This is a genomic window from Actinomadura sp. 21ATH, from assembly GCF_041951345.1.
In the GTDB taxonomy this organism is placed as follows: Bacteria; Actinomycetota; Actinomycetes; order Streptosporangiales; family Streptosporangiaceae; genus Spirillospora.
On record NZ_JBGNUR010000002.1, the window covers coordinates 1,220,571 to 1,246,817 of the forward strand.

Genomic DNA, 26,247 nt, shown 5'->3' on the forward strand with positions numbered 1-26,247 from the left:
GGCACACCTACCGGCAGGTTACCCCGGAGTCACCCTCGATTACCTTCTACAGCAGAGATGTCCGGAAGCGGACTATCCGGTGGCGCCGCGCGACTCCACCGGGGTACGGCCGCGCGCGACCACCCACACCATCGTCGCCAGCGCCGCGACCTGCAGCGGCCAGCCCATCGCGATCTTGGCGGCGCCCAGCAGCCCGCTCTGGTCGCCGTCGGCGATGTAGATCGGGTACTGCACGACCACCCGGAGGACGCAGGGCGTCAGCAGGATCCAGGTCAGCTTGGAGCACAGCCGCACGACCGCCGGGTCGGACCGCCAGGCGGTGGGGTCGGAGGTGGTGACCGACCCGATGATGAAGCCGACGACCGGCCAGCGGGCGAGGATCGACACCAGCATGGCCACGCCGTACCCCGCGTTGAGCAGGATGCCGGGCATGAAGGCGTCCTCGGCCTTGCCCGAGCGCAGCGCGAAGAACGCCGCGACCGCGATGCCGACCAGGCTGTTGAGCACGAACTGCGGGTTGGACCGCTGCGCCAGCCGGACCAGCACCAGCAGCACCGCCACGCCCACGCTCAGGATGACGGCCGTCTTCACCTCCTTGGTGAGGACGTAGGTGAGCGTGAAGGCGATCGTCGGCACGGCGGCCTCGATCATGCCCCGGACGCCGCCCAGGGCCTTGGAGAGCTGCGCCCGCACGGCCGCCTCGACGGTGTCGTGCGCGTTGCCGTCCCCGGCATCGCCGGACGCCTGCCCGGACGTGCCCGGCGCCCCCGCCTTCAGGGCCGTCTCGGCGTCGGACGCCTCCTCGGCGAGCACCTCCTTGGCGAGCACCTCGGCCGGCACGTCGTCGCGGGCCGGGGCCCCGGCCGCGCCGTCGCGCTCCGCCCGCGGCCGGCCCGCGGTCTCCTCGGGGCCCGTCACGCGCTGCCGCGCAGCTCGTAGCGCGGATTGAACATGACCTTGCGGCCGTCCTGGAGGCTCACCAGCCCCTCGGCCCGCAGCCGGCGGCCCGGGTCGATGCCGGCGATCTTGCGCCGGCCCAGCCAGACCAGGTTGATCACATCGGTGCCGTCGTACAGCTCGGCCTCCAGGGCCGGCGCACCGCCTCGGGGTCGCAGAGTCACGGTCCGTAGCGTACCCGCGACGCAGGCCCGCTTGCGCGTGGCGCAGGCGGTGATGGGCGTGGCCCCCTCCTCGCCGGAGGTCTTCTGCAGCTCCTCGGCCTCCAGCTCGGTGTCGCTCGACGCCATCCGCCGCAGGAAGCGGCGCAGCCCGCGGCGGCCGCGCTCGGGCGCCGCCGGGCCGTCGGAACCCGGCGGCGTACTGGCCGGAACGTCGTCCATACACGAAACCCTACGGCATACCACCCCCAATCGAACCTTGCCCCCAGCGGACAAATCACCAGTTGAACGGAGGAGTGCCTGCATACCGGAACCGCCCGCCCGGCGGCCGGTCCGGGCCGTTCGGCGCGCCGGGCGGCGGGTTTCCGCGAGACGGCCACCCGGCGGCCGCGGGGACGCTAGTTTGGCGAGCGATTGTCACTCTCGGTAACGGAATCCCTGCATAGGGGTCGCACGCGGTACAACGGGGGCGGAATGCTGCGACATGGGTACAGGCCGGTCACGGCCCTGGCCCTCCTGGCCACGGGCTGCACGGGATGCACCGGCGGCGGGGACGGGTCGGCGCGGCCCGCGGTCTCGCCCGCCGGGGCCGCCCCGCCGCCGCCCGCCATCGCGATCGAGCCCGGCGACGGCAGCCGGGACGTGCGGCCCGACCGGCCCGTGGTGGTCTCCGCCGTGCGCGGCACGCTCGACCGGGTGATCGTGCGCGGCGGCGGGTCCACCGCCGGCGGGCGGCTGTCGGCCGACCGGCGCAGCTGGCGCACCCGGTGGCCGCTGCGGCCCGCCACGTCCTACACGGTGACGGCCACCGGCACGGGCGCCGAGGGCGAGCGCACCGCGCTGGCCGGCCGGTTCAGCACGCTGCGCCCCGCCGGGACGTTCCGGATCGCGGACGTGACGCCGCGGCCGGGCGAGACGGTCGGGGCCGGCATGCCGCTGATCGTGACGTTCGACCGGCCGATCTCCCGGCGCCGCGCGGTCGAGCGCGCGCTGAGGGTGCGCATGTCCCGCCCGGTGACCGCCGCCTGGCACTGGACGGGCCCGCGGCAGGTCGTCCTGCGCCCGCGGCACTACTGGCCGGCGGGCCAGCGGGTCACGCTGCTGGCCCGCACCACCGGGGTGCGGGCCGCACGCGGCGTGTACGGCGCGGGCGGGCACGCCGGCACGTTCACCGTGGGCCCCCGCCGGATCAGCACGGTCGACGTGCGGCGGCACCGCATGACCGTGCGGGAGAACGGCCGCGTCGTCCGGTCCGCCGGGATCAGCGCCGGCAAGGGCGGCAAGCGCGCGTACACGACCACCAGCGGCGTCCACCTGGCCATGGGGAAGTACGACCCGGTCACGATGACGTCGGCGTGGATGGGCGTCACCGACCCGGACGATCCCCGCTACTACAAGAAGCGGGTGCGGCACGCGGTGCAGATCTCGGCCTCGGGCGAGTACGTGCACGCGGCGCCGTGGTCGGTCGGGGACCAGGGGAAGCGGAACGTCAGCCACGGGTGCGTCAACGCCCCGCCCGCGTTCGCGCACTGGTTCCACGCCCGCTCGCTGCGCGGCGACGTCATCACCGTGACCGGCACCGACCGGCCCCTCGAATGGAACAACGGCTGGGGCTACTGGCAGATCCCGTGGCGGAGCTGGGTCGCCGGGAGCGCGCTCGGCAAGCCGGTCCACCCCCGGGAGGAGCGCTGACCGGGGGCCCGCGCGGAGGTCACGTGCGGATGGGCACGACCGTCCCGGAGACGTGCACGCGCGGGTCGCCCGCGCGCAGCTCCACGTGCAGCGTCGCGGCGCGCTCCAGGTCCTCGCCCTGGCGGAGGGTGACGCGGCCGACGGCCGGGACCGCTCCAAGGCGCCGGAGGTACGCGCCGAACGCCGCGGCCGCGGCACCGGACGCCGGATCCTCCAGCGCGCCGCGGGGCGGCGCGGCCGAGCGGACGTGGAAGGCGTCCGGCGCCGCCCGCCACACCAGCTGCACGCCCGCCAGGTCGCGCGGGACCAGATATGCCGCGAGCCGGTCGAAGTCGTAGTCCAGCGGGGACAGCCGCTCCCGCGTCGCGGCGGCCAGGATCAGGTACCGGGCGCCGGCGTACCCGACGAACGGCGGCAGCGCCGGGTCGAGGTCGGCCGGGCTCCAGCCGAGCGCGCGCAGCGCCTCCGCCAGGTAGCTGGGGCTGATCTCCTGCACGTACGGTTCGACGCTGGTGAACGTGGCGCGCGGCAGCCCGCCCGGCCCGGTCCCGGCCACCGCCGCCACCCGCCCCACCTGGGTCGCGAACTCCAGCGGCCGTCCCCGCGCGCCGCCCTCGGCCAGCGCCGCGGCGGCGGCCAGGGTGGCGCGGCCGCAGAACGGCACCTCTCCCTTGGGGCTGAAATAGCGCACGGCGTGCGTGCGCCCCGGTTCGCCGACCCAGCGCGGCGGCCTGGTCAGGAACGCGGTCTCGAGGTACCCCAGCTCGGCGGCGATGGCGGTCATGGCCCGGTCGTCCAGCCCGGCCGCGTCCAGCACGACGCCCGCGGGGCCGCCCCCGCCGGGGTCCGTGGTGAACGCGGAAAACCGGAGGACGACGCGCCCGAGAGCAGGGAGGGGGGTCGTCATCGTCATGGGGGCGCCCCGATGTTGGTTAATTTCCTATGTGACCGATTAGCAGAGAATTTCAGCCGCCTGTCAACCCCGGTCACGGAGACCTGGCACCCGGGTACGGGCCACATCGAGGAAGTAGCCCACCTCCGGCACCCTGAGCAGCCGCGCGCACCACACGTACAGCAGCCCGCCGCCCAGCCCGCCCACGACCATCGCCGCCAGCCCCGGGATCCGCTCGCCCGGCAGCCGCCCGGAGGCCCACACGCACGCGGCCCCGAACAGCCCGCCCGGCACCGCCGCCAGGAACAGCAGCCCCAGCGTGCGGAAGATCCGCCGCCCGTCCATGCCGCCGAGCCGGCGCCGCAGCACGCCCGTCGCGCCGACCGTGCCCACCAGGTAGAACAGCCCGTACGCCACCGGCAGGCCCAGCACCACGTACCGGGCCGGGAGCAGCACCCCCATCGCGATCGCCGTGCCCGCCTGGACGATCCCCGCCGGCACGGCCAGCAGCCCCGGCGTGCGCGTGTCGCCCAGCGCGTAGAAGACCCGCATCTGGAGCTGGAACAGCGTGAACGGGACGACCATCACCGCGAACACCATCAGCACCAGGCCGATCCGCTCCGCGTCGTCCGGCGTGGTGCTCCCGTACGCGAACAGCAGCACCGCGCCGGGGACGGCGAACACCAGCATCGCCACCGACAGCGGCACCAGCAGCGCCGACGCCAGCCGCAGGCCGCGCGAGAAGTCGGCGCGCAGCAGGTCCCGGCGGCCGTCGGCGACGTGCGCGCTCATCCGCGGCAGCAGCGCGGTGATCACCGACACCGCGATGATCGCGTACGGCAGCTGGAACACCACCTCGGCGAACTTGTACGCCGCCAGCCCCGCCCCCGGCTCCCCCTCGGCCACGGCGGCGCGGCCCGCCCGGTTGGCCACGTTCGCCGTCACCAGCAGCCCCGCCTGCGCCACCACGATGTAGACGAACATCCACAGCGCCGCCAGCGCCGCCTCGCCGAACCCCGAGCCGCGCAGGTCCAGCCGGGGCCGCCAGCGGAACCCGGCCCGCCACAGCGACCAGCCCAGCAGCAGGCTCTGCACCGCCGTCCCGGCCGCCGACCCGATCCCCAGCACCGCCAGCTGCCCGTCGGTGACGGTGCCCACGCCGCGCCCCGGACCCGCGACCCAGATGAACGCCAGCCCGGCACCGCAGGTGATGAGGTTGTTGACCACCGGCGCCCACATCGGCGCGCCGAACACCTGCCGCGCGTTCAGCAGCGTCCCGGCCACCCCGCTCACGCCGATGAACAGGATCTGCGTCAGCAGCAGCCGGGTCAGCAGCACCGCGATCTCGCGCTGCCGGTCCTCGAAGTCCCGCGCGTACAGGGAGACCAGCGGATCGGCCGCCAGCACCGCGACCACCGTCAGCACCAGCAGGCCGGCGACGATGGCGGTGAACAGCCGCTGCTCGGTCGCCGCTCCCCCGTCCGCGTCCAGCTTGCGGCGCTTCACCAGGAACGGCACGAACACGCTCGACAGCAGCCCGCCCAGCAGCAGCGCGTACACGGTGAACGGGATCATGTCGGCGGTCTGGTACGCGTCGCCCAGCAGCCCGACGCCGAGCGCGGCGCTCACCACCGTCGTGCGCAGGAAGCCGGTCGCGCGGGAGAACACCGTCCCGATCGCCATCACCGCGCTGGAGCGCGCCAGCCCCGGCGGCGGGGCCTGCGCGGCGCCGCCGATCTCGTCCCGGTCCGAGCCCGGCCGGGCGGCGGTGCCCGGGTCGCCGACATCGCTGGGATCGCGGTACGGGACCAGGCCCGGCTCCGGCGCGGTCGGCGGCTCGAACCGCTCGGCGGCGTCGAACACCTCCGGCATGACCCGCCCGCGCGCCGGCCCCCTGTCCCAGTTCACCCGATCAGCCACACCAGGACCCTAGACCCTGCGCCCGGACGCGGAACGGGGCGGCCGCGCCATCGCGGCCGCCCCGTTCCGGGCGGGCGTGCCCTCGCCCCCGGGCTCCCTCACGCACCCCCGCACTCCGTCACACGGCGACGGCCTCGACGGCCGGGACCCGCACCGCGCGCCGCGCCGCGCCCAGCGCCGTCGCCATCGTCAGCGCCGCGGCCACCGCCGCGACCCCGGCCATCGTCAGCGGGCCCAGGTCGGGCAGCGCCGTGCCCGCCCGCGCTATGCCGAACGGGACCACCGTGAACGCCGCCGCGAACGCCCCGCACACCAGCCCGATCACGGTCAGCAGCACGCCCTCCAGCGCCACCGCGCCGACCACCTGCCCGGGCGTGGCGCCGGCCAGCCGCGCCTGCCCGAACTCCCGGCGCCGGTACGCGGTCGCCGCCAGCAGCGTGTTCACCAGCATCACCGCGGTGAAGACGAGGATCATCCCGATGACCACGAAGTTCAGCGTGGCGATGTTCTTCTGCTCGACCGTGCTGAGCAGCCCGGCGGCGCGGATGGCGTCGCTCTCGATCTCCTGGAGGTAGATCGTGCCCGCCGCGATGCCGCTGAACAGGATGATCGGCATCACCACCGCGGCCATCTGCCCGGTCCGCCGGAGCAGCGTGCTCACCGCCAGATCCCCGGCCACGCCCAGCAGCCCCAGCGGCCGGGCCAGCGCGCCGGCGATCCGCCGGATCAGCCACGGGGCCAGCAGCGCCAGCCCCAGCGCGGCGAAGATGTCGGCCTGCCCGGCGGTGGCCATGGCCGCGTCCCCCTCGTCCCGCAGCACGGTCGAGGTGATCACCGCCAGGTCCAGCCCCAGCAGCAGGCACACGATCCCGCCCGCGATCCGCTTCCAGCCGAGCCTGGCATCGCCGACCGCCGCGTCCGCCAGGGACTCGGCCACCCGCGCCCGGGCCGTCCGGCGCACCGCGATCATCGCGGCGGCGACCGCCGACACCAGCGTGACGCCCAGGCCCATCGCCGGCGCGATCGGGCCGAACGCGTACCCGATGCCCGCCGGCACCTGGCCGGTGTCGTGCAGCATCGCCAGCAGCGCCCGCCCGCCCAGCAGCCCCGGGACGATCCCCAGCGCCCACGCGGCCACCGCCAGCACGGCCGCCTCGCCCACGACCATCCGGCCGAGCTGCGCCGGGGTCGCGCCGATGCTCTTCAGCAGCGCCATCTCCTCGGCGCGCTGCCGCACCGACAGCGCCAGCGTGGAGGAGACCGCCAGGACCACCAGGATCAGGCCCCAGCTCCCCACCACCGCCGCCATGATCGTCAACGTCTCGGCGGCCGCGCCGGACGCGTTCCCCCGGATCGAGGTGTCCAGCATCGAGGCGAACGCCATCACGATCGCCGCGCCGAGGAACAGCGCCGCGAAACTGGCGGCGAACCCGCCGGCCCGCTTCCGCAGCGAGCGCAGAGCCAGAGCGAACATCGTCACACCCCCGCCAGCGCGCGCTGCCGCTCGACCTCGTCGGCCAGGTGCGTCATCCGCTCGGCCACCGCCTCCGCGGTCGGCGAGGCCAGCGACCCCACCAGCCGGCCGTCGGCCAGGAACAGCACCCCGTCGGCGTACGACGCGGCGACCGGGTCGTGCGTCACCATCACCACGGTCCGCCCGTACACCCGCACCGCCTCCTGGAGCAGCGCCAGCACCTCGCGCGCGCTCCGGGTGTCCAGCGCGCCGGTCGGCTCGTCCCCGAACAGCACCTCCGGCTCGGTGACCAGCGCGCGGGCGATCGCCACGCGCTGCTGCTGGCCGCCCGACAGCTCCGAGGGCAGGTGGCCGAGCCGGTCGCCCAGCCCCACCCGCCCGAGGATCTCCGCGGCCCGCCGCCGGTCGGCCTTGCGGCCCGCCAGCTTGAGCGGCAGCGTCACGTTCTGCAGGACCGTCAGCGCCGGCAGCAGGTTGAACTGCTGGAACACGAACCCGATCCGCTCCCGCCGGAACTTCGTCAGCGCCGCCTCGCCGCCGCCCGCGGCCAGCTCCGCACCGGCCACGAACACCCGGCCCCCGGTCGGCCGGTCCAGCCCGGCCGCGCACTGGAGCAGCGTGCTCTTGCCCGAACCGGACGGCCCCATCACCGCCGTGAACGAGCCCGCCGGCAGCGACAGCGACACGCCGTCCAGCGCCGTCACCCGGTTGCCCTCCGCGCCGTAGACCTTCCGCACGTCCTCCAGCCGGAGCGCCTCATTACCCATCATCGCCCGTCCTCCCATCGAGACCGCCCTTTCCGCGTCCGGTAGAGACGCTATGGACGGCCGGAGGCCCGGAACATGGGCCTGCACCGCCGACCGGGGTAGGCAAAACCCCACCTTTCGCGCCCCGCCGCGCGCCGCGCCGCGCCGCGGGCCCCTGCGCCGATCCCGGCCGATGACGAGGCGTTAGGGTCGATCACCGTGCAGGCCACCATCGCGATCGCGGTCTTCGTCATCGCCTACGTCCTGATCGCCACGGAGAGGATCGACCGCACCAAGGTCGCGCTCGGCGGCGCGGCGCTGATGCTCCTGCTGCACATCACCGACGCGCACGCGGCGTTCTTCTCCGAGCGGAGCGGCGTCGACTGGAACGTCATCTTCCTGCTGCTCGGCATGATGGTGATCGTCTCGGTGCTGCGGCAGACCGGGGTCTTCGAGTACGTGGCGATCTGGGCGGCCAAGCGGGCCCGCGGCCGGCCGTACCGGCTCATGGTCATGCTGGTGCTCATCACCGCGGCCGCGTCGGCGCTGCTGGACAACGTCACGACCGTGCTGCTGATCGCGCCGGTCACGTTCCTGGTGTGCGAGCGGCTCGCGCTGAACGTCGTCCCGTACCTGATCGCCGAGGTGATGGCGTCCAACATCGGCGGCACCGCCACCCTGGTCGGCGACCCGCCCAACATCATCATCGCCAGCCGCGGCGACCTGTCGTTCAACGACTTCCTGGTCCATCTGGCGCCGTTCGTGGTACTGCTCATGGCGGTGTTCTGCCTGCTGTGCCGGGTGCTGTTCCGGAAGTCGTTCCGGTACGACCCGGAGCGCGCGGCCGAGGTGATGTCGCTGGAGGAGCGGGAGGCGATCACCGACCGGCGGCTGCTGGTGCAGGGCCTGGCGGTGCTCGGGATCGTGATCGCCGCGTTCGTGCTGCATCCCGTCCTGCACTACGAGCCCTCGGTGGTCGCGCTGCTCGGCGCGGGGCTGCTGGTGGCCGCGACCCGGGTGACCACCGAGGACGCGCTGCGCGAGGTGGAGTGGCCCACGCTGGTGTTCTTCGCGGGCCTGTTCGTCATGGTCGGCAGCCTGGTCGAGACGGGCGTCATCGAGTCGGTCTCCAGGGCGGCGGCCGAGGCCACCGACGGGCGGCTGGCGTTCGCGGCGCTGACGCTGCTGTGGGGGTCGGCGGGGCTGTCGGCGATCGTGGACAACATCCCCTACGTCGCGACGATGAGCCCGATCGTCGAGACGCTCGTCCACCAGCACGGCCCGGACGGCCAGGTGCTCTGGTGGGCGCTGGCGCTGGGCGCCGACCTCGGCGGCAACGCCACGGCGATCGGCGCCAGCGCGAACGTGGTCGTCCTGGGCATCGCCGCCCGGAACGGTACACCGATCAGCTTCTGGACCTTTACGAAGTATGGTCTGATCGTCACTTTTATCAGTATCTTGCTCGCCACGCCGTACCTGTGGTTCCGCTATCTGGCCTGAGATCGGCCAGAATCGGAGGATGGAACCGGTACCGGAGGACTGGACGCGGGCACTGGCCATCGTGGCGCACCCCGACGACCTGGAGTACGGCGGCTCGACCGCCGTCGCGAAGTGGACCGCGCAGGGCAAGACGGTGGTCGAGGTCCTGGCCACCCGCGGCGAGGCCGGCATCGACGGGATGGACCCGGAGGAGGCCGCCCGCGTCCGCAGCGTCGAGCAGGTCGAGGCGGCCCGCGCGGTCGGCGTGGAGACCGTGGAGTTCCTGGACCTGCCCGACGGCATGCTGGAGTACGGGCTGCCGCTGCGCCGCACGCTCGCCGCGGCCATCCGGCGGCACCGCCCCGAGGTCGTGATCTCGGTGAACTTCCGGGACACCTTCCCCGGCGGGTTCTTCAACATGGCCGACCACCGGGTGCTCGGCCTGGCCGTCGTCGACGCCATCCGTGACGCCGCCAACCGCTGGGTCTTCCGGGACCTGGGGCGGGATGAGGCGGGAGGAGGAAAGGCGCTGGAGCCGTGGCAGGGGGTGCGGTTCGCGCTGTTCGGCGGCTCGCCCGAGGCCACCCACTACGTCGACGTGACCGGCCACCTGGACGCCGGCATCGCCTCGCTCCAGGCCCACAAGGTCTACTTCGCGGGCCTGGGCGCCGACTTCGACGCGCGCGAGTTCCTCACCGGCATGGTCGAGCCCGCCGGCAAGGAGGTCGGCGTCACCCACGCGATGCCGTTCGAAATGATCCAGTAGGCTCCGCCCGGCTAGCGCCGGGCGCAGGGCCGCTTGCCGCCGTTGGCCCTGCGGCGCTTGCGGGTACGGCGCTTGCGGGTCTTCTTCGACATGCCTGCATTCACCACCCGCGAACCGCGTTCGGCAAGGCCCAAACACCCCGAACGCGGCGGAGCCCGCCGGGACGGCCGTCCCGGCGGGCTCTCGTGCCGAGCGAACGCGCGCTCAGCGCACCTCGGTGATCTCGGGGCCGCGCTCGAAGGGGTCGAAGGTCTCCACCTTCTCCTCCCCCTCTTCCTCGGCGGCCTCGCTGAACTCCTTGGGGATCTGCAGCTCGAGCAGCTCCCGCGGCGGCATCGGCGACTCGCCCCGGACGACGACGATGTTGCGGAACACGTCCTCCAGGACCTGCCACTGCTCCTCGTCCTCGATCGCGGCGCCCTGCACGACCGCCTGGAGGAACCAGCGCGGGCCGTCCACCCCGATGAAGCGGATCACCTGCGGCGCCCAGCCCTGCTCGATGAACTCCGCCGGGATCTGCTCGCGCATCTCCTGCGGCATCTCGGCGAGGACCTCCTCGGTGAGCGCCGCGGGGACCATCGCCAGCAGCTCGGGGCCGAACGGGCCCTCCTGCTCCTGCGTCTGGCCGCCGGCGTCCTCCTGGATGTCGTTGGCGGTGTCCCGCCGGATGTCGTCCCAGATGCCCGACCGCTTGGGCGCGGCGAACGCCTGCAGCTGCATGGCGCTCTCCTCGTACTGCACCAGCACCGCGACCGGCCGCCCGTCCAGCGGGTTGCCCTCGTCGTCCACCTGGGTGGCCTCGAAGTTGACCTGGAAGCCCAGCCCGGGCGCGACCGGCACCTGGAGCGACCCGAAGTCGAGCCGCTGCAGCTCGGGGTGCTCGTCCTCGGAGTCCCAGGGGCCGCCCTCCGCGGGCGCCCCGGCCGTCTCGGGAGCCTCGCCGTCCGCGGCCGAGGCGGCGGCCTCGGTCTCCTCGTCGGCCGTCTGTGGCTCGTTCGCAGGCTCCTTCGCGGGCTCATCGGCCTGACGGCGACGTCCAAAAGCCACGACTCACGCTCCTTCTTCGCTCAACCCATTATCCGCGAATCCGCCCGTGGAACCGAATCCGGCGGTGCCGCGCGCCGCACCCGGAAGCTCGGAGACCTCGTGGAAGACCGCGGGCTCCACCCGCTGCACCACCAGCTGGGCGATCCGGTCGCCGCGCCGCAGCCGTACGGTGGCGCGGGGGTCGGTGTTCAGCAGGGTCACCTTGATCTCACCCCGGTAACCGGCATCGACCGTACCGGGTGCGTTGACGATGGTCACCCCAAACCTAGCGCCCAAACCCGAGCGCGGGTGAACGAAGGCGGCGTGGCCGTCCGGCAGGGCGATCGCGACACCGGTCGGGACCACGGCGCGCTCGCCGGGCGGCAGCTCGACGTCCACGGCGGCGAACAGGTCGGCTCCCGCGTCGCCCGCGTGGGCGTACGACGGGAGCGGCAGCCCCGGGTCGAGCCGGCGGATGAGCACGTCGACCTTGTTCGTCACGGATTTCACCTCACGGTCGGGATGCGCTGGGGCGCGGGCCGACCCGAACCCTACCGGGGGACGGGGGTACCGCCGCCCCGCCCGGCGCCCGGGCGCGTCCTTGCAGGGTACGGCCGGGTTTTCATGATCTACTGGAGGGACGCCGCGCGGCCCGGCCGGGTGACCACTTCCGGCACGGCCATCCCGTGCGAGCCCGCAGGCGCGTAGCGTCAATGAAGTCACTAACCGTACTTTTCGTACGGAGGGTCCGAATTGCTGCGAGACGTCACCCATCGGTCCCTGGACGGCACGCGCGTGCGGCTCCGCGGGCCGTACGAGCTCGGCCGTCCCACCACCTCGGTCGCCCGCATCGCCGACGGCGGCCGGCTGCACGAGATCTCCAGCGGCACCCGGGCGGACGCCCGCGCGTGGGCGGAGGACATCGGGGTCGAGCGCTTCCACCAGGAGTACCGGCTCCAGGGCGGCCGGCTGCGGCTCGGCCGCACCGGCGCCCGCGACGCCGAGACCCGGGTCGCCGATCCCGTGCTCGCCGCGGTCTGGGAGGGCCGCCGGCACGCGGTGTTCACGCACCTCTACCACGGGGTCGCGGCCGACGCGATCGAGTTCTTCAACACGCTGAAGCTGCGCGAGCACGACGACGGCGTCACCGCCGAGCCGCGCGGCCGCGCCGCCCGTCCCGACCCCGCCGAGCTGGTCAAGGAGGTGCCCGAGCTGGGGCTTCTGGAGATCACCGCGCTGACCGCGCGGACCCGCCGGCGGCTGCCGCCCTGGCGCGGCGCGCGCGTCGGCGACGGCGAGCTGTTCCAGGACACCGTCGAGGGGCAGGGCCCGTACTTCCTGCTCGCCACGCGCGCGCTGCTGGTGACCGTGCTGCCGGACGAGGAGCGGGTGCGCGAGATCCCGGGACGCCTCGCCGGGCTGGCGGTCGAGGCGGTCCGGTGACGGGCCTGCTGGCGGGCACCGGCGCGGTGGCCGTCCCGCTGGTCCTGCTGGCCTCGCTCGCCGGCCATCTCCGCCGCCCCGGCCTCCTCCGCACCGCCCTGCGCGCCCAGCGCACGCTGCCGCCGCCGCTGGTCGTCCCGGCGGCCGTCCTCGCCGTGGCCGCCGAGGCGCTGCTCGGCCTCGCGGCCCTGGCCGGCCTGCTGCTGGGCCGGGACGCCGTGCTGCGCCCCGCGCTGGGCCTGGCCGCCGCGCTGCTGGCCCTGTACGCCGCGTACGGCCTGCGCGTGGCACGCACCCGCCCCGCCGCCCCCTGCGGCTGCGCCGGGGACCTCGGCACGCCGATGACCGGCTGGGTCGCCGCGCGCGCCGCCGCCCTCGCCGCGCTGGCCGCCGCCGGTGCCGCCCGGCCCCTGCCGGACGAGGGGACCGCGGTGACCGTGCTCGCGGGGCTCACCTTCGGTGTCCTTCTCTGGACGCTCCCGCGGGCCATGAACGAACCGATCGAGGGGAGAACCGCAGGATGAGCTTCCAGACCAGCGCGCTCCTGCTGTCGTGGGTCGCGATCCTGCTGCTCTCCCTGGTCGTCGCCGGGCTCGTCCGGCAGGTGCACGCCCTCGGCCAGGGGGCCGCCGGGGCGCGGCGCCGCGCGCTCGGCCCGCCGCCCGGCTCGCGCGCGCCCGCGTTCGACCGCCTCGGCCCCGGGCTGCTGCTGTTCCTCGACCGCGACTGCGGCGTGTGCGCCGAGGTCCTGGATGCGGTCGAGGGCCCGGTCACGGCGGTCTTCTCCGGCCCGGCGCCCGACGGCGCCCCCGCGGCGGCGCTGGCCCACGAGCGGGACGGGCTGTTCGCCGACTACCGGGTGCCCGCGACCCCGTTCGCCGTGCTCGTGGACGCGGACGGCCGGGTCCGCGCCGCCGAGCCGGTGGGGTCCCCGGAGGCCCTGCGCGAGCTGATGGACCCCACGGTGGATCTGGAGGGAACGCGATGATCGAGCTAGAGGACGTCCCGCCGCTGCGCGGCCCCCGACCGGCCGGCGCCGAACGCGTCCGCCGCCGCCGTGCGGCCGAGGAGGCGCCGCGCGCCCGCGTGGCCCGCCGCAGCGTGCTGTCCGGCGTCGCCGCCGCCGGGGCCGCCGCCGGCCTGAACGCGCTCGGCGTCTTCCCGCCCGCCCGCAAGGCCATCGCGGCCGGGTACAGCATGCGCGGCTACTACGACATCTACGGGCGCTGCCCCTCGTACGCGGCCAACCACAACTGCTCCCCCGGCTGCGGGCCGAGCCTCGTGTGCTCGGTCTGCTGCCGGACGAGCGGCAAGTACAAGGGCTTCCACCGGTCCGGCGTCTCGGACCCCGGCCGGTACAAGCTGCGGCCCGGCCAGTGCTACGGCAGCGGCTGGGACGGCTGGCTCTGGTCGTACTCCAAGAGCTGCGGCAGCTGCAAGAAGGGCGTCACCTGGCGCTGCCACGACGGCTGGAAGAAGTCCGCGAAGGGCAACTGGTACAAGACCATCTGCCGCAAGGCCACCTCGTGCCGCAACTAGAGGCGGCCGGGCGGCTGCGCCGGGGCCTCACCGAGCCGCTGCTGCCCGTCGCGGCCCTCGCGCTGCTCGCGGCCGCCGCCGGGGCGCTGGACGCGGCCGTCCTGTGCTGGGCCTCGATCGGCGCGCTGGCGGGCTTCTCGCTGTCCGGCTCCGTTTGAACGCGCAACAGCGAGTCGGTGCTGTTCTCGCCAGGTTGGCGGGCCCACGTACGGCAGGGCGAGGTCCTGGCCGTCTTCATCCTCGGGCTCCTGCTCGGGGGCACCCTCAGCGCGGCGGCCGTCTGGCTGCTGTCCGGCCTCGCCGCGCCGGTCCCCGCTCCCGTGCGCGCGGGAGCGGTGCCGGCCGTCGCCGTCCTGGGCGCGGCCCGCGAGTTCGGCCTGCTGGCGGTGCCGCTGCCGCAGAACGCCCGGCAGATCCCGCAGGAGGTCCTCCGGTTCCGGATGCGCCGGGGTTCCCTCCAGTTCGGCTTCGAGCTCGGAACTGGGGTCCGCACGTACGTCTCCGCGAGCGCGCCGTACGTCCTGGCCCTGGGGCTGCTCCTGAGCCGCCTGCCCCTGCTCCCGACGCTCCTGGCCGGTGCCGCGTTCGGCGCCGGGCGGGCCCTCAGCGCCGCCCTCACCTACGCCGCCAGGGATCCCGGCCGCGACGCCCGCGTCGGCGCCCGCCTCCCCTGGATCACGAGGACCACCGCCCTGGCCGTCCCCGCGGCCCTCGCCCTCCTCCTGCTGAACGGTCCGTGACACGCGGCGGAGCGCGCGGGAACCCTTCCCCGGAGTGGAACGTCTCTATTGGCGATCGCCTGTTCGTGGAAGGGTCCCGCCGTGTCGCTGCTGCTGCCGCTGCTGCTGGCCGTCGCGGACCTGCTCTCCGGGCAGGGCCTCGCGGTGGGCCTGGGCACGCTGGCGGTCGCGGGACTCCTCGTGCTGGGGGCCGCCCTCGTCGTGCGGCGGGACCGGCACGCCTCGCCGGCGAGCGTCCGCACGACGTTGCGCGACCGCACGCTGCGCACGGCCTTCCTGCCGCAGCGCGATCCGGACGCGGCCGGGCGGCCGCGGCCGAGGGCCCCGGGGCCGGAGATCGCTGCTCGCTAGCCGATCTCCCTCTCCCCTGGAAGGCCCTCCATGTTCCTGCTCGACACGCCCGTCTCCGCCGCCCATGACATCGTCGGCTCGCTCGCCGGGATGCTCGCCCCGCTCGGCGAGCCGGCCACGGCGGCGGCCATCGTCCTGTTCACCCTGGCCGTACGGCTGGTCCTGCTGCCGCTGGGCATCGCCCAGGCGCGCGGCGAACGCAGCCGTATGGAACTCGCGCCCCGGCTCCAGGCGCTGCGGAAGAAGCACGCGAAGGATCCGCGGCGGCTCCAGCGGGAGACCGCCGACCTCTACGCGAAGGAGGGGGTGTCGCCGGCCGCCGGGTGCCTGCCCGCGCTGGCGCAGTGGCCGTTCTTCGCCGTCATGTACCAGCTGTTCGTGTCCGCCACGGTGGCCGGGCACCAGAACCTGCTGCTCGCGCACACGCTGCTGGGGGCTCCGCTGGGGCAGAACCTGCTGAGCGTGGGGCTGTTCTCGTCCGGGACGCTCGTGTTCGCCGGGCTGCTGGTGCTGCTGGCGCTGGTGGCGTGGTGGTCGTCGCGGCGGGTGAGCGCCGAGGGGCCGCTGGGGAACGTGGCGCGGGCGCTGCCGTTCGCGACCGTGGCCGTCGCGGCGTTCGTGCCGCTGGCGGCGGGGCTCTACCTGCTGGTCTCCGGGGCCTGGACGGCCGCGGAGCGGGCGGTGCTGCACCGGCGGATCGTCGCGGCCGCTTGACGCGGCCAGGCGGGGGCGGTTTCGATGGAAACCGAACCGTGTTCGGACACGGAGGGAGCGGCATGGCGACCGACATGCGGCAGGCGGCGGTGCCCGCCGAGGCCGATCTGTCGAACCTGGACTTCTGGGCGCGGCCGCGGCGCGAGCGCGAGCGCGGCTTCGCGCGGCTGCGGGAACGGGACCGCCCGGCGTTCTTCCCCGAGCTCAAGCTCCCGTTCATCAAGCACGGGCCGGGCTACTACGCGCTGGTCCGGCACGCCGACGTGGTGGAGGCCAGCCGCAACCCCGAGGTGTTCAGCAGCGAGCCGTGCTCCAACTGCGTCGCCGACCTGCCCCCGTACCTGGCGCGGTACTTCGGGTCGATGATCAACATGGACGATCCGCGGCACGCCAAGATCCGGCGGGTCGTGTCCCGGGCCTTCACCCCGCGGGTGCTGGCCAAGCTGGAGAGCGACCTCCAGGCGACCGCGACCCGGATCGTGGACGAGCTGGACGGGCCGGGCGACTTCGTCACCGACGTGGCCGCCCGGCTGCCCCTCCAGGTCATCTGCGACATGATGGGCATCCCCGAGCGGCTCCGGCCGATGGTGTACGAGCGGTCGAACACCATCCTCGGCCTCGGCGACCCCGAGTACAGCGGCGGGCGGACCTACGAGCAGGGCATCACGCGCGCGGGCGTCCTGTACGGCCTCACCGCCGTGATGGCCGCCGGGTACGAGCTGAACCACCTGGCGATGAAGCTCGCCCGGCGGCGGCGCCGGGAGCCCGGCGACGACCTGGTGTCCGCGCTGGTCCACGCGAACGTCGACGGCGAGTCGCTGACCGACCAGGAGATCGGCTCGTTCTTCATCCTGCTGGTCGTGGCCGGGAACGAGACGACCCGCAACGCGATGTCGCACGGGCTGAAGCTGCTGACCGACCACCCGGAGCAGCGGGCGCTGCTGATGGAGGACTTCGACGGCCGGATCGGCGGCGCGGTGGAGGAGATCGTCCGGATGGCGACGCCGGTGATCCAGTTCCGCCGCACCGTGACCCGCGAGTACGAGATGAACGGCCACCTGTACCGGCCGGGCGACAAGGTGCTGCTCTTCTACAACTCGGCCAACCGCGACGCGGCGGTGTTCGAGGACCCCGACACGTTCGACATCACGCGCGCGCCCAACCCGCACGTCGGTTTCGGCGGGCCGGGCCCGCACTACTGCCTGGGCGCCAACCTGGCGCGGCGGGAGATCACCGTGATGTTCCGGGAGCTGTTCACGCGGGTCCCGGAGATCCGCGCGGCGGGCCGCCCCGAGCGCCTGTTCTCGAACTTCATCAACGGCATCAAGCACCTGCCGTTCGACTACTGAGCACGGGGTCGACTCGTGGCGTGTTCCCCTTCGCGAGGGGGCGGCGGGGCGGGACACGCCACGAGTCGACCCGGAGGGGTCAGGCCAGCAGGCCCAGGGACTCGGCCAGGTGCGCCCGGTGGTGACGCGGCGAGCCCAGCAGCAGCTGGGAGCTCTTGGCGCGCTTGTAGTACAGGTGCGCGTCGTGCTCCCAGGTGAAGCCGATGCCGCCGTGCAGCAGCAGGCTGTCCTTCGCGACCTGGAAGTAGGCCCGCCCCATGTACGACTGCGCCAGCGCCGCCGCCACCGGCAGCTCCTCGGCGCTCTCGTCGGCCGCCCACGCCGCGTACCGGACGATCGACTCGGCCTGCTCCAGCGTGCAGTGCATGTCGGCCAGCTTGTGCTTGACGCCCTGGAACGACCCGACGTACCGGCCGAACTGCACGCGCAGCTTGGCGTACTCCACCATCGCGTCCAGGCAGTGCCGCAGCCCGCCGAGCTGCTCGGCGGCCAGCGCCACCGCGGCCAGCTCCAGCGCGCGCTGCACGCCCTCGCCGGAGCCGATGCGGCGGGCCGGGGTGCCGTCGAGCGACAGCCGCGCCTGCGGGCGGGTCAGGTCGAGGACGGCCAGCGGCGTGCGGGTCAGGCCCTCGGCGCCGGACTCGACCGCGAACAGCCCGCCGTCGGCCACCAGCAGGACCAGGTCGGCGTCCGCGCCGTTCACCACGTGCGGGAGGGTCCCGTCGAGACGGTCTCCGGCGCGCACCGCCGGGGCGGGGCCGTCGCCCGGCACGCTGACCGCGGCGACCGTGGTGCCCGCCGCGATGCCCGGCAGGTACGCCTTGACGGCCTCCTCGTCGCCGGCCTCCAGCAGCACGTTCGCCGCCAGCACCGCGGACGCGAGGAACGGCGAGGGGGTGAGCGCCGCGCCCAGCTCCTCCAGCACGGCCGCGACCTCGGCGTGCCCGGCGCCCGCGCCCCCGTACTCCTCGGGGACCGCGAGCCCGGCCAGGCCCAGCTCGCCGCACATCCGCCGCCAGAGCCCGGCGTCGTACGGCTCGGCCGACTCGGCGACCTCCCGGACCCGCGCCATCGGCGCCACGTCCGCGAGGAAGGACCGGACCGAGCCCGCCAGCTCCTTCTGCTCATCGGTGAGGATCAGCTTCACTCGCCCGCCTCCTTCGCCTGGGTGCCGACCTTGAGCTCGCGGAACGGGACGCCGCGGTCCACCTGCGGCTCGCGCGGCAGGCCGAGCACCCGGTCGCCGATGATGTTGCGCATGATCTCGTTGGTGCCGCCGCCCAGCGCCATGCCGGGCGCGAACGCCAGCGCCCGCGCGATCGTGCCGCCGCCCTCCTCGTAGGCGACGGCGTCGGCGCCGAGGATCTCGCTCGCCACGTCCGAGCTGGACAGGGTCAGCTCGGCCAGCAGCAGCTTGGCGATCGAGCCGCGCGCGCCCGGCTGGATCCCGGCCTTGACCTCCTGGCTGAGCCGCGCGTTGAACAGGTCGAACGCGCGCTCCTGGAGGTAGAGGTCGATGAGCTGCTCGCGCACCGCCGGGTCGTCCAGCAGCCCGCGCTCGCGCGCCGCGGCGGCCATGTTGCCGAACGAGGCGGGCCGCTCGGTACGGGTCGCGCCCATGCCGATCGAGACGCGCTCGTGCAGGAGCGTGGTGACCGCGGCCGACCAGCCGCCGTTCACCTCGCCGACGACCTGGTCGGGGGCGACCCGCACGTCGTCGAAGAAGATCTCGTTGAAGTGCGAGTCGCCGCTCATGTCGCGCAGCGGCCGGACGGTGACGCCCGGGTCGTGCATGTCGATGATGAACATCGTGATGCCCTGGTGCTTCACCGCGTCCGGGTCGGTCCGGGCGATGAGCAGGCCGTAGTCGGCCTGGCGGGCGACCGACGTCCAGACCTTCTGCCCGTTGACCACCCACGCGTCGCCGTCCAGGACGGCGCGGGTCTGCAGCGATGCCACGTCCGAGCCGGCGCCCGGCTCGGAGAACATCTGGCACCAGATCTCCTCGCCGCGCAGCAGCGGCCTGATGTAGCGCTTCTTGTGCTCCTCGGTGCCGATCGAGAGCAGCGTGGGCCCGCACATGCCCAGGCCGATCCCGAACGGCCCGACGGGCAGCCGGTGGTCGCGCGACGCCTGCTGGAACGCGCGCTCCTCGGCGGCGCTGAGCCCCTGCCCGCCGTACTCCGACGGCCAGGTGATGCCGGAGTACCCGGCGTCGTAGAGCTTCGCCATGAAGGCACGGCAGGTCGCGAGGTCGGGTTCGCGGGGCAGGTCGCTCGCGTTGGCGTCGAGCCAGGCGCGGGCGCGGCGCCCGTACTCGTCCAGATCCGTCACGGGGCGGCTCCTCCGAAGACGTCGGTGTCAGCGTCCGCTTACGCTAGCGCGCGCTGACCCGAATGTCATTCGGTCTCCCGTCCCGTGGCCGGGCCGTATCTAGGTGGCCATGCTGACCGTGACCGTGAGGCCCTCCCCGTCGGCCCCCGGCGACTCCTCCATCGACAGATCCGCGATCCGGCCGGCGGCGACCAGGTCCGCCCGCGCGACGCGCGCGGCGGCGGCGCCCCGGACGGCGGCGTGCGCGACATCCGCGCGCATCGACGCCTTGGCCTCCGACTTCGCCTTCCGGACCTGCCGCAGCGCCTCGGCGGTGGCCGCCAGGACGCCCGGGTCGCCGCCCGCGGGCAGCGCGCCCGCCTCCGGCCAGGAGGCCAGATGCACCGAGCCCTCCCGCCACCAGGACCAGACCTCCTCGGTCACGAACGGCAGGAACGGCGCGAACAGCCGCAGCAGCACCGACAGCGCCGTGCGCAGCGCCGCGCGCGCCGACAGCGCCGCCGGGCCGTCCCCGTACGCGCGGGTCTTGACCAGCTCCAGGTAGTCGTCGCAGAACTCCCAGAAGAAGCGCTCGGTGCGCTCCAGCGCGCGGGTGTGGTCGTACCCCTCGAAGGCCGCGGTCGCCTCGTCCACCACGGCGCCCAGCGCGGCCAGCATCGACAGGTCCAGCGGCTCGGTGACCTGGGCCGCCGTCTCGCCGTCTCCCGCCTCGCCCAGCCCGAGGACGAACTTGGAGGCGTTCAGGATCTTGATGGCCAGCCGCCGCCCGACCTTGATCTGGCCGGTGTCGAAGGCGGTGTCGGCGCCCGGCCGCCCGTTCGCCGACCAGTAGCGGACCGCGTCCGAGCCGTACTCCTTCAGCAGCCCGATCGGCGTGACGACGTTGCCCTTGGACTTGGACATCTTCTTGCGGTCCGGATCGAGGATCCAGCCCGACAGCGCGGTGTCCGTCCACGGCAGCGAGTCGTGCTCCAGGTGTGCGCGGACGACCGTGGAGAACAGCCAGGTGCGGATGATGTCGTGCGCCTGCGGGCGCAGGTCGTACGGGAAGACGCGGGTGAACAGGTCCGGGTCGCGCTCCCAGCCGCCCGCGATCTGCGGCGTCAGCGACGACGTCGCCCAGGTGTCCATGATGTCCGGGTCGCCGATGAAGCCGCCCGGTGCGCCGCGCTGCTCCTCGGTGAACCCGGGCGCCGGCTCCGACGACGGGTCGACCGGCAGCGCCGCCTCCTGCGGGACGATCGGCTCGTCGTAGAGCGGCTCCCCCGCGGCGTCCAGCCGGTACCAGACCGGGATCGGGACGCCGAAGAACCGCTGCCGGGAGATCAGCCAGTCGCCGTTGAGGCCCTCGACCCAGTTCTCGTACCGGGCCCGCATGTACGCCGGGTGCCAGGCCAGCTCGCCGCCGCGCGCCAGCAGCCGGTCGCGCAGGCCGCGGTCGCGCCCGCCGTTGCGGATGTACCACTGGCGGGTGGTGACGACCTCCAGGGGCTTGCTGCCCTTCTCGTAGAACTTCACCGGCCGGACGATCTTCCGCGGCTCGCCGTCCAGGTCGCCGGACTCGCGCAGCATCTCGGTGACCCGCTCCTTGGCCGAGAAGACGGTCTTGCCCGCCAGCTCGGCGTACGGGGCGGCGGGGACCCCGGCCGGCGGCTCGGCGGCCAGCCGGCCGTCCCAGCCGATGATCGCGCGGGTCGGCAGGTCCAGCTCGCGCCACCAGGTGACGTCGGTGACGTCGCCGAACGTGCAGATCATCGCGATGCCGGTGCCCTTGTCCGGCTCGGCGAGCCGGTGCGCCAGGACCGGGACCTCGACGCCGAACAGCGGCGTGCGGACGGTCGTGCCGAACAGCTCCCGGTAGCGCTCGTCGTCGGGATGGGCGACCAGCGCGACGCACGCGGGCAGCAGCTCCGGCCGTGTCGTCTCGATGTAGACCGGCCGGTCCTCGCCGTGGAAGCGGAGCTTGTAGAACGCGCCCGGCTGCTCGCGGTCCTCCAGCTCCGCCTGCGCGACCGCCGTGCGGAACGTGACGTCCCAGAGCGTCGGCGCCTCCGCCAGGTACGCCTCACCGCGCGCCAGGTTGCGCAGGAACGCCCGCTGCGACGCCGTCCGCGACTCCGCGCCGATCGTCGTGTAGAGCCGGGTCCAGTCGACCGAGAGGCCGACCCGGCGCCACATCTCCTCGAACGCCTTCTCGTCGACCTCGGTGAGCCGCTCGCACAGCTCGATGAAGTTGCGCCGGCTGACCGGGAGCTGCTTCTTGGGATCGGGCTTCGCGGGCGGCTCGAAGTCCGGGTCGTACGGCAGCGACGGCTCGCACCGGACGCCGTAGTGGTTCTGGACGCGGCGCTCGGTCGGCAGGCCGTTGTCGTCCCAGCCCATCGGGTAGAAGACGGCGCGGCCGCGCATCCGCTGGAAGCGGGCGACGGTGTCGGTGTGGGTGTAGGAGAAGACGTGGCCGACGTGCAGGGAGCCGCTGACCGTCGGCGGCGGCGTGTCGATCGAGTAGACCTCGGCCCGTGGCCGGGTGCGGTCGAAGCGGTAGGTGCCGGCGTCCTCCCAGCGGCGTACCCACTTGTCCTCCAGGCCGTCCAGGGAGGGCTTGGAAGGAACGTCGGGCGTACGCGGCTGTGCTGTCATGCGTCAATGCTATTGACGGCGCGGCCCCGCGCACGCGATTAAACCGCCGCATGGCGAAGGTCATCGCGGGAAGGCCGGTCCGGTAGCGTCGGGCACACGGACGACGGAAGGACGATCATGGCGGACAGAGGCGACCTCGGCTGGAAGGTCACGGCCGGCGCCGCGGCCTTCGCGGGCGGTTTCGTCGCCAAGAAGGCGATCTCGATGGCCTGGAAGAAGACCACCGGCAAGGAGCCGCCGACCAACCCCGAGTCCCCGGAGGTCGCGCTCAAGGAGGCGATCGGCTGGGTCGTGGTGATGGGCATCGGCATGGAGGTGGCCAGGCTGCTGGCCACCCGCGCGGCGGCCCGGCAGTGGGCCAAGGGCACGGGCGAACTCCCCTCCCACCTCAAAGCCGAGGTCTGAGCACTCCCCCGCGCGGCGGCGCGCGCGGCCGGTCCCGTGGCTCGCGGGACCGGCCGCTACTTCTTTCCGCGCTTCTGCCGGCCGGTGCGCCCGCCCGGCTCGATCGGGGCGTACGGGCCCGGCAGCGCGCCGGGCCGCTCGGGGCTGGGCGACAGGTCCCTGCGGATCGCCGCCGCCATGCTCTTGGTCGCGGTGCGGTTCAGCACCGCGCCCGCGGCCGCGCCCGTCAGGAACGGGCCCAGCGTGCTCATGCTGCGGCCCAGCGTCTTCAGCAGCCGCTTGCGCAGCGCCGACTTGGCCGCCGAGCCGAGCGCGCTGGTGAACGAGCCCGCCTCCAGCGGGTTGATGCCGCGCTGCCTGGCCCACGCGGTCAGGAAGGCGGCGCCGCGGACCGTGCCCGAGCCCTCGACGCGCACCCCGTACACCTCGTGCAGCTCGGCGATCAGCTTGGTCTCGATCGCGGCGACCACCAGCGTCTCGGCGGCCAGCTGGGCCGGGGCGGTCAGCATCAGCGGCGGCGCGGTGAACTGCGCCGCCGCCAGCGCGCCGGCGGCGGCACCGACCGCGGTGGTGCCGTTGCTGGCCACCCGGACGAGGTTGTCGGCCAGCTCCTCGCCGGTGAGGCCGTGGTGGTGCTCGCTGAGCGTCGCCGCGTCGCGGATGGGGATGTGCGGGGCCGCGACGATCATCAGCTCGGCGAGCCAGCGGCCGCGCGCGACACCCGCCGCGCCCGCCCGCCGCGCGCTGCGTCCCAGCAGCCGCGACAGCCGGCCGAGCAGGCGGCCGCGGGTGTCGTCGTCCATCCGGTCGCCGGCGGACAGCCGGCCGATCAGCTCACCGATCTCGGCCGACTCGTCCTTCGCCGGCGCGCTCTTCGCCGGTTCGCTCTTCGCCGGTTCGCTCTTCGCCGGCTCGTCCCGCACCGGCTCGTCGTCCACCGGCGCGTCGTCGTTCCGTGCCACGAGTTCGCCGTCGCGCTCCTCGTGGCGTTCGGTCTCTCCCGTCACGGACCGCTCCCTGGTGGCGCCCCCTCATTAAGGACATATTGCCCTCTACTCAAAGGCACCCTGCCGTTTGCGCCACTTTTGCCAGACTCCGGGGTTACCCCGGATCAGGCGGCGCACTCGCGGCAGACGAGCCGGCCGTTCTTCTCGCTGGCCAGCTGGCTGCGGTGGTGCACCAGGAAGCAGCGGCTGCAGGTGAACTCGTCGGCCTGCCGCGGAACGACCCGGAAGGTCAGCTCCTCGTTGGACAGGTCGGCGCCCGGGAGCTCGGCGACCTCGCCGGCGTCCAGGTCCTCGTCGATGATGCTCGCGGCCTTGTCCGCCCGGCGGGCCTGGAGCTCCTGGAGGCTGTCCTCGTTGAGGTCGTCGTCCGTCTTACGTGGGCTGTCGTAGTCGGTCGCCATCTTCTATCTCCATCCCCCTCAGTGCTTTATGCGCCCCGTCGCGCGGATCTAACGCACGGGGGACCGTTCTTGTGCCCGATCCGGGCGGGAAATTCTGTCACGGGCGGTGGCGTGCGACACACGAGGCGCGACGGGCCCCAGTGGTGACACCGATCACCCGCGACCATCCCCGCCTATGTGCCGTATGTCACATATCCGGACGAAGGTCACGACGTTGATCTGGGTCGGAACGCGTGCCGCGGGAAGCCGCGGCGGCGGGGATCATATCGGTCCCGCGCGGCTTGCGCGCGCGGACCGGGCCGCGACCGGCCGACTACCGAGATCGGTGGCGCCCGAGGCGAACCAGACGCAGCGGTGAAACGTCTGAAGTTACGCGATATCGTGCCCGCCTGACGCTGGACTATCACGCGGGAACACCACTGCGGGTCAATGGAGGGTCGAAATGCCGGATGCCGCTCCGCTGGAGCCAGGCGATCCCCGGGCACTGGGTCAGTTTGAGGTCGTCGGGCGGCTCGGTGCGGGCGGGCAGGGCGCGGTCTTCCTGGGCAAGGCGCCGAACGGCGAGTACGTCGCCGTCAAGCTGCTGCACGCCCAGATGGCCGGTGACCCCGCCGCGCGGGCCCGTTTCGGCCGCGAGGTCGCGGCCGCCCAGAAGGTCGAGCCGTTCTGCACCGCCCGGGTGCTGGAGGCCGACGTCCAGGGCGACCAGCCCTACGTCGTCAGCGAGTTCATCGACGGGCCGTCGCTGCACGACGTGGTCGCGCACAACGGCCCGCTCGGCGCGGCCGAGCTGGAACGGCTCGCGATCGGCACCGTGACCGCGCTCGCCGCGATCCACGAGGCCGGGATCGTGCACCGCGACTTCAAGCCGAACAACGTCATGCTGGCGTCGGACGGCCCGCGGGTGGTCGACTTCGGCATCGCCCGCACGGTCAACTCCCAGGAGAGCGCGGTCACCGCGACCGGCATGGTCGTCGGCACCCCCGGCTACCTGGCGCCCGAGCAGCTCACCGGCGCGCCGCTCACGCCCGCGGTCGACATCTTCGCCTGGGGCGCGACGATGGTGTTCGCGGGCACCGGCCAGTCGCCGTTCGAGGCCGACACGCTGCCGGTGATCATCAACCGGATCCTGAACGAGGAGCCGGACCTGTCGGCGCTGCCCGCCGGGCCGCTGCGCGACCTGATCGGCCGCTGCCTGTCCAAGGACGCGGGCCTGCGCCCGCCGGCGGCCCAGCTGCTGCTCAACCTGCTCGGCCACGTCGGGGCGGCCCCGGCCAACCCGAACGCGCAGGAGGACCTGCTCAACCAGGGCACCCGGATCGCCGCGCAGATGCCGGCGCCGCCGCGGGTGCCGCAGATGCCGCAGCACACCCCGCCGCCGCAGCCGATCACGCCGCCCCCGATGCCGATGCACCAGGGCGCGCCCGGTCCCAACACGCCGCCGCCGCAGCCGATCACCCCGCCGCCGATGCCGATGTACCAGGGGCAGGGGTCGACGCCGCCGCCGATGCCCATGCAGCAGGGCATGCCGCCGGGGCCGCGGCCGCCGTACCCGCCAGGGCCCCCGCCGGCCCGCAAGTCCTCGTCGAGCGGGCCGCTCATCGCCGGGATCGGCTGCGCCGTCCTCGCGGTGCTGGCGGTCGTGGTGCTCATCGTCGCGCTGGCGATCGGCGGCGACGACGACCCCGAGGTCGACCCGTACGAGACGCCGACGTTCCGCTACTCGCCGCCGGCGACCAGCGGGATCACCAGCGGCGTCATCGGCACCTACCGCGGCACCGGCTACCAGCCCAACGCCGGGTCGGGCCGCACGACCTTCCGCCCGACGTTCTACCTGCTGGGCCGGTCCGGTTCGGCGAGCTACGTCTACGCCGACTCGGAGACCTGCCGGACGCGGCTCACGCTGATCTCCGGCGGCGAGAGCAGCGGTGAGGCCGTCTACCAGGAGACGCCCTACTCCGGCCAGTCGGAGAACCAGTGCGCCGCCGGCTACGTGACGTTCAAGAACATCACCAGCAGCTCGATGCGGTGGGAGTGGCGGCAGAACCAGTCCGACTCCACGTACGCCGCGTTCGGCACCGTCACCAAGAGCTGAACCCGGCCCGTACCGGCCACGGCCGGTGATCCGGCGCCCCGCGCGCCGGATCACCGGCTAATGTTGATCTATCCCCCGTGATCGGCCCCCGCGCTCGATCACTTTTCCCCCCGGCT

At 73.8% G+C, this 26,247-nt stretch carries 26 protein-coding genes and 1 pseudogene; 14 read left to right on the forward strand and 13 right to left on the reverse strand.

Annotation, left to right across the window (positions count from 1 at the left end; translation table 11 throughout):
• Positions 1-72: 72 nt before the first annotated feature.
• Positions 73-918 (reverse strand): DUF3159 domain-containing protein, encoded by an 846-nt coding sequence (locus ACA361_RS12000; RefSeq protein WP_375011935.1) that lies wholly within the window; start codon positions 916-918, stop codon positions 73-75.
• The gene (locus ACA361_RS12005) at positions 915-1,340 is read right to left on the reverse strand and encodes an OB-fold nucleic acid binding domain-containing protein (protein WP_375011936.1); all 426 of its coding nucleotides are present in this window, start codon (positions 1,338-1,340) and stop codon (positions 915-917) included. Before ACA361_RS12005 ends, ACA361_RS12000 begins: the two co-directional genes overlap by 4 nt.
• Before the next feature lie 252 nt (positions 1,341-1,592).
• On the opposite strand from ACA361_RS12005, the gene ACA361_RS12010 reads away from it, so the two are divergent.
• Entirely contained in the window at positions 1,593-2,810 is a 1,218-nt protein-coding gene (locus tag ACA361_RS12010; RefSeq protein WP_375011937.1) for an Ig-like domain-containing protein, read from the forward strand.
• Between the two features lie 19 nt (positions 2,811-2,829).
• Here ACA361_RS12010 and ACA361_RS12015 read toward each other — a convergent pair whose 3' ends face one another.
• The 4 genes from ACA361_RS12015 to ACA361_RS12030 all read right to left on the reverse strand — a co-directional run bounded on the left by ACA361_RS12015 (position 2,830) and on the right by ACA361_RS12030 (position 7,866).
• Positions 2,830-3,723, reverse strand: a complete 894-nt coding sequence (locus tag ACA361_RS12015) for a PhzF family phenazine biosynthesis protein (protein ID WP_375011938.1) — start codon at positions 3,721-3,723, stop codon at positions 2,830-2,832.
• A gap of 63 nt (positions 3,724-3,786) precedes the next feature.
• Positions 3,787-5,574 carry a murein biosynthesis integral membrane protein MurJ gene (gene murJ, locus ACA361_RS12020; RefSeq protein ID WP_375012015.1) on the reverse strand — a complete coding sequence of 596 codons (1,788 nt, stop codon included), beginning with the start codon at positions 5,572-5,574 and terminating at the stop codon, positions 3,787-3,789.
• A gap of 166 nt (positions 5,575-5,740) precedes the next feature.
• On the reverse strand, positions 5,741-7,096 hold the full coding sequence (locus ACA361_RS12025) for an FtsX-like permease family protein (RefSeq protein WP_375011939.1): 1,356 nt from the start codon (positions 7,094-7,096) through the stop codon (positions 5,741-5,743).
• A 2-nt stretch (positions 7,097-7,098) separates the two neighbouring features.
• Complete coding sequence (locus ACA361_RS12030; RefSeq protein ID WP_375011940.1) at positions 7,099-7,866, reverse strand: ABC transporter ATP-binding protein; 768 nt, start codon at positions 7,864-7,866, stop codon at positions 7,099-7,101.
• 153 nt (positions 7,867-8,019) lie between these two features.
• Between ACA361_RS12030 and ACA361_RS12035 the strand changes: the two are divergent.
• Positions 8,020-9,342: pseudogene (locus ACA361_RS12035) on the forward strand (ArsB/NhaD family transporter); the annotation flags it as partial.
• A 19-nt stretch (positions 9,343-9,361) separates the two neighbouring features.
• Positions 9,362-10,087: a PIG-L deacetylase family protein gene (locus tag ACA361_RS12040; protein ID WP_375011941.1), complete on the forward strand. Its 726-nt coding sequence runs from the start codon at positions 9,362-9,364 to the stop codon at positions 10,085-10,087.
• 204 nt (positions 10,088-10,291) lie between these two features.
• On the opposite strand, the gene ACA361_RS12045 is transcribed toward ACA361_RS12040, so the two are convergent.
• Complete coding sequence (locus ACA361_RS12045; protein WP_375011942.1) at positions 10,292-11,134, reverse strand: DUF3710 domain-containing protein; 843 nt, start codon at positions 11,132-11,134, stop codon at positions 10,292-10,294.
• A gap of 3 nt (positions 11,135-11,137) precedes the next feature.
• Positions 11,138-11,614, reverse strand: coding sequence for a dUTP diphosphatase (dut, locus tag ACA361_RS12050; RefSeq protein WP_375011943.1), 477 nt, complete (start codon positions 11,612-11,614; stop codon positions 11,138-11,140).
• Between the two features lie 252 nt (positions 11,615-11,866).
• On the opposite strand from dut, the gene ACA361_RS12055 reads away from it, so the two are divergent.
• The 9 genes from ACA361_RS12055 to ACA361_RS12095 all read left to right on the forward strand — a co-directional run bounded on the left by ACA361_RS12055 (position 11,867) and on the right by ACA361_RS12095 (position 17,249).
• The gene (locus tag ACA361_RS12055; RefSeq protein WP_375011944.1) at positions 11,867-12,556 is read left to right on the forward strand and encodes a hypothetical protein; all 690 of its coding nucleotides are present in this window, start codon (positions 11,867-11,869) and stop codon (positions 12,554-12,556) included.
• On the forward strand, positions 12,553-13,080 hold the full coding sequence (locus ACA361_RS12060) for a MauE/DoxX family redox-associated membrane protein (RefSeq protein WP_375011945.1): 528 nt from the start codon (positions 12,553-12,555) through the stop codon (positions 13,078-13,080). The genes ACA361_RS12055 and ACA361_RS12060 overlap by 4 nt, the downstream gene beginning before the upstream one ends.
• Positions 13,077-13,544, forward strand: coding sequence for a hypothetical protein (locus ACA361_RS12065; RefSeq protein WP_375011946.1), 468 nt, complete (start codon positions 13,077-13,079; stop codon positions 13,542-13,544). Before ACA361_RS12060 ends, ACA361_RS12065 begins: the two co-directional genes overlap by 4 nt.
• A complete protein-coding gene (locus tag ACA361_RS12070) occupies positions 13,541-14,095 on the forward strand; it encodes a hypothetical protein (RefSeq protein WP_375011947.1) in 555 nt (184 codons plus the stop codon). The genes ACA361_RS12065 and ACA361_RS12070 overlap by 4 nt, the downstream gene beginning before the upstream one ends.
• The gene (locus tag ACA361_RS12075; RefSeq protein ID WP_375011948.1) at positions 14,083-14,253 is read left to right on the forward strand and encodes a hypothetical protein; all 171 of its coding nucleotides are present in this window, start codon (positions 14,083-14,085) and stop codon (positions 14,251-14,253) included. Before ACA361_RS12070 ends, ACA361_RS12075 begins: the two co-directional genes overlap by 13 nt.
• Before the next feature lie 18 nt (positions 14,254-14,271).
• Positions 14,272-14,835 carry a hypothetical protein gene (locus tag ACA361_RS12080; protein ID WP_375011949.1) on the forward strand — a complete coding sequence of 188 codons (564 nt, stop codon included), beginning with the start codon at positions 14,272-14,274 and terminating at the stop codon, positions 14,833-14,835.
• Between the two features lie 81 nt (positions 14,836-14,916).
• Positions 14,917-15,186, forward strand: a complete 270-nt coding sequence (locus ACA361_RS12085; protein ID WP_375011950.1) for a DUF6412 domain-containing protein — start codon at positions 14,917-14,919, stop codon at positions 15,184-15,186.
• A 30-nt stretch (positions 15,187-15,216) separates the two neighbouring features.
• Positions 15,217-15,900 carry a YidC/Oxa1 family membrane protein insertase gene (locus ACA361_RS12090; protein ID WP_375011951.1) on the forward strand — a complete coding sequence of 228 codons (684 nt, stop codon included), beginning with the start codon at positions 15,217-15,219 and terminating at the stop codon, positions 15,898-15,900.
• A 62-nt stretch (positions 15,901-15,962) separates the two neighbouring features.
• Complete coding sequence (locus tag ACA361_RS12095) at positions 15,963-17,249, forward strand: cytochrome P450 (RefSeq protein ID WP_375011952.1); 1,287 nt, start codon at positions 15,963-15,965, stop codon at positions 17,247-17,249.
• A gap of 79 nt (positions 17,250-17,328) precedes the next feature.
• On the opposite strand, the gene ACA361_RS12100 is transcribed toward ACA361_RS12095, so the two are convergent.
• From ACA361_RS12100 to valS, 3 genes are all read right to left on the reverse strand, one after another.
• Positions 17,329-18,396: an acyl-CoA dehydrogenase family protein gene (locus ACA361_RS12100; RefSeq protein ID WP_375011953.1), complete on the reverse strand. Its 1,068-nt coding sequence runs from the start codon at positions 18,394-18,396 to the stop codon at positions 17,329-17,331.
• Positions 18,393-19,583 carry an acyl-CoA dehydrogenase family protein gene (locus ACA361_RS12105; protein WP_375011954.1) on the reverse strand — a complete coding sequence of 397 codons (1,191 nt, stop codon included), beginning with the start codon at positions 19,581-19,583 and terminating at the stop codon, positions 18,393-18,395. The genes ACA361_RS12100 and ACA361_RS12105 overlap by 4 nt, the downstream gene beginning before the upstream one ends.
• Before the next feature lie 99 nt (positions 19,584-19,682).
• On the reverse strand, positions 19,683-22,223 hold the full coding sequence (valS, locus tag ACA361_RS12110) for a valine--tRNA ligase (protein WP_375011956.1): 2,541 nt from the start codon (positions 22,221-22,223) through the stop codon (positions 19,683-19,685).
• 117 nt (positions 22,224-22,340) lie between these two features.
• Between valS and ACA361_RS12115 the strand changes: the two genes are divergently transcribed.
• Positions 22,341-22,628, forward strand: a complete 288-nt coding sequence (locus ACA361_RS12115; RefSeq protein WP_375011957.1) for a DUF4235 domain-containing protein — start codon at positions 22,341-22,343, stop codon at positions 22,626-22,628.
• Between the two features lie 56 nt (positions 22,629-22,684).
• Here ACA361_RS12115 and ACA361_RS12120 read toward each other — a convergent pair whose 3' ends face one another.
• Both ACA361_RS12120 and ACA361_RS12125 read right to left on the reverse strand, forming a co-directional pair.
• Positions 22,685-23,635 (reverse strand): hypothetical protein, encoded by a 951-nt coding sequence (locus ACA361_RS12120; protein ID WP_375011958.1) that lies wholly within the window; start codon positions 23,633-23,635, stop codon positions 22,685-22,687.
• Positions 23,636-23,739: 104 nt separating this feature from the next.
• A complete protein-coding gene (locus ACA361_RS12125) occupies positions 23,740-24,036 on the reverse strand; it encodes a DUF4193 domain-containing protein (RefSeq protein WP_366623268.1) in 297 nt (98 codons plus the stop codon).
• A 442-nt stretch (positions 24,037-24,478) separates the two neighbouring features.
• On the opposite strand from ACA361_RS12125, the gene ACA361_RS12130 reads away from it, so the two are divergent.
• Positions 24,479-26,131, forward strand: a complete 1,653-nt coding sequence (locus ACA361_RS12130; protein WP_375011959.1) for a serine/threonine protein kinase — start codon at positions 24,479-24,481, stop codon at positions 26,129-26,131.
• Positions 26,132-26,247 lie beyond the last annotated feature (116 nt).

What these genes read in the sequence shown, in the direction of transcription:
- ACA361_RS12005 (WP_375011936.1), bottom strand. Translation starts at nt 1,340, where the DNA reads ATGGACGACGTTCCGGCCAGTACGCCGCCGGGTTCCGACGGCCCGGCG.
- ACA361_RS12010 (WP_375011937.1), top strand. Translation starts at nt 1,593, where the DNA reads ATGCTGCGACATGGGTACAGGCCGGTCACGGCCCTGGCCCTCCTGGCC.
- ACA361_RS12015 (WP_375011938.1), bottom strand. Translation starts at nt 3,723, where the DNA reads ATGACGATGACGACCCCCCTCCCTGCTCTCGGGCGCGTCGTCCTCCGG.
- murJ (WP_375012015.1), bottom strand. Translation starts at nt 5,574, where the DNA reads ATGCCGGAGGTGTTCGACGCCGCCGAGCGGTTCGAGCCGCCGACCGCG.
- ACA361_RS12025 (WP_375011939.1), bottom strand. Translation starts at nt 7,096, where the DNA reads ATGTTCGCTCTGGCTCTGCGCTCGCTGCGGAAGCGGGCCGGCGGGTTC.
- ACA361_RS12030 (WP_375011940.1), bottom strand. Translation starts at nt 7,866, where the DNA reads ATGATGGGTAATGAGGCGCTCCGGCTGGAGGACGTGCGGAAGGTCTAC.
- ACA361_RS12040 (WP_375011941.1), top strand. Translation starts at nt 9,362, where the DNA reads ATGGAACCGGTACCGGAGGACTGGACGCGGGCACTGGCCATCGTGGCG.
- ACA361_RS12065 (WP_375011946.1), top strand. Translation starts at nt 13,077, where the DNA reads ATGAGCTTCCAGACCAGCGCGCTCCTGCTGTCGTGGGTCGCGATCCTG.
- ACA361_RS12070 (WP_375011947.1), top strand. Translation starts at nt 13,541, where the DNA reads ATGATCGAGCTAGAGGACGTCCCGCCGCTGCGCGGCCCCCGACCGGCC.
- ACA361_RS12090 (WP_375011951.1), top strand. Translation starts at nt 15,217, where the DNA reads ATGTTCCTGCTCGACACGCCCGTCTCCGCCGCCCATGACATCGTCGGC.
- ACA361_RS12095 (WP_375011952.1), top strand. Translation starts at nt 15,963, where the DNA reads ATGGCGACCGACATGCGGCAGGCGGCGGTGCCCGCCGAGGCCGATCTG.
- valS (WP_375011956.1), bottom strand. Translation starts at nt 22,223, where the DNA reads ATGACAGCACAGCCGCGTACGCCCGACGTTCCTTCCAAGCCCTCCCTG.
- ACA361_RS12115 (WP_375011957.1), top strand. Translation starts at nt 22,341, where the DNA reads ATGGCGGACAGAGGCGACCTCGGCTGGAAGGTCACGGCCGGCGCCGCG.
- ACA361_RS12125 (WP_366623268.1), bottom strand. Translation starts at nt 24,036, where the DNA reads ATGGCGACCGACTACGACAGCCCACGTAAGACGGACGACGACCTCAAC.
- ACA361_RS12130 (WP_375011959.1), top strand. Translation starts at nt 24,479, where the DNA reads ATGCCGGATGCCGCTCCGCTGGAGCCAGGCGATCCCCGGGCACTGGGT.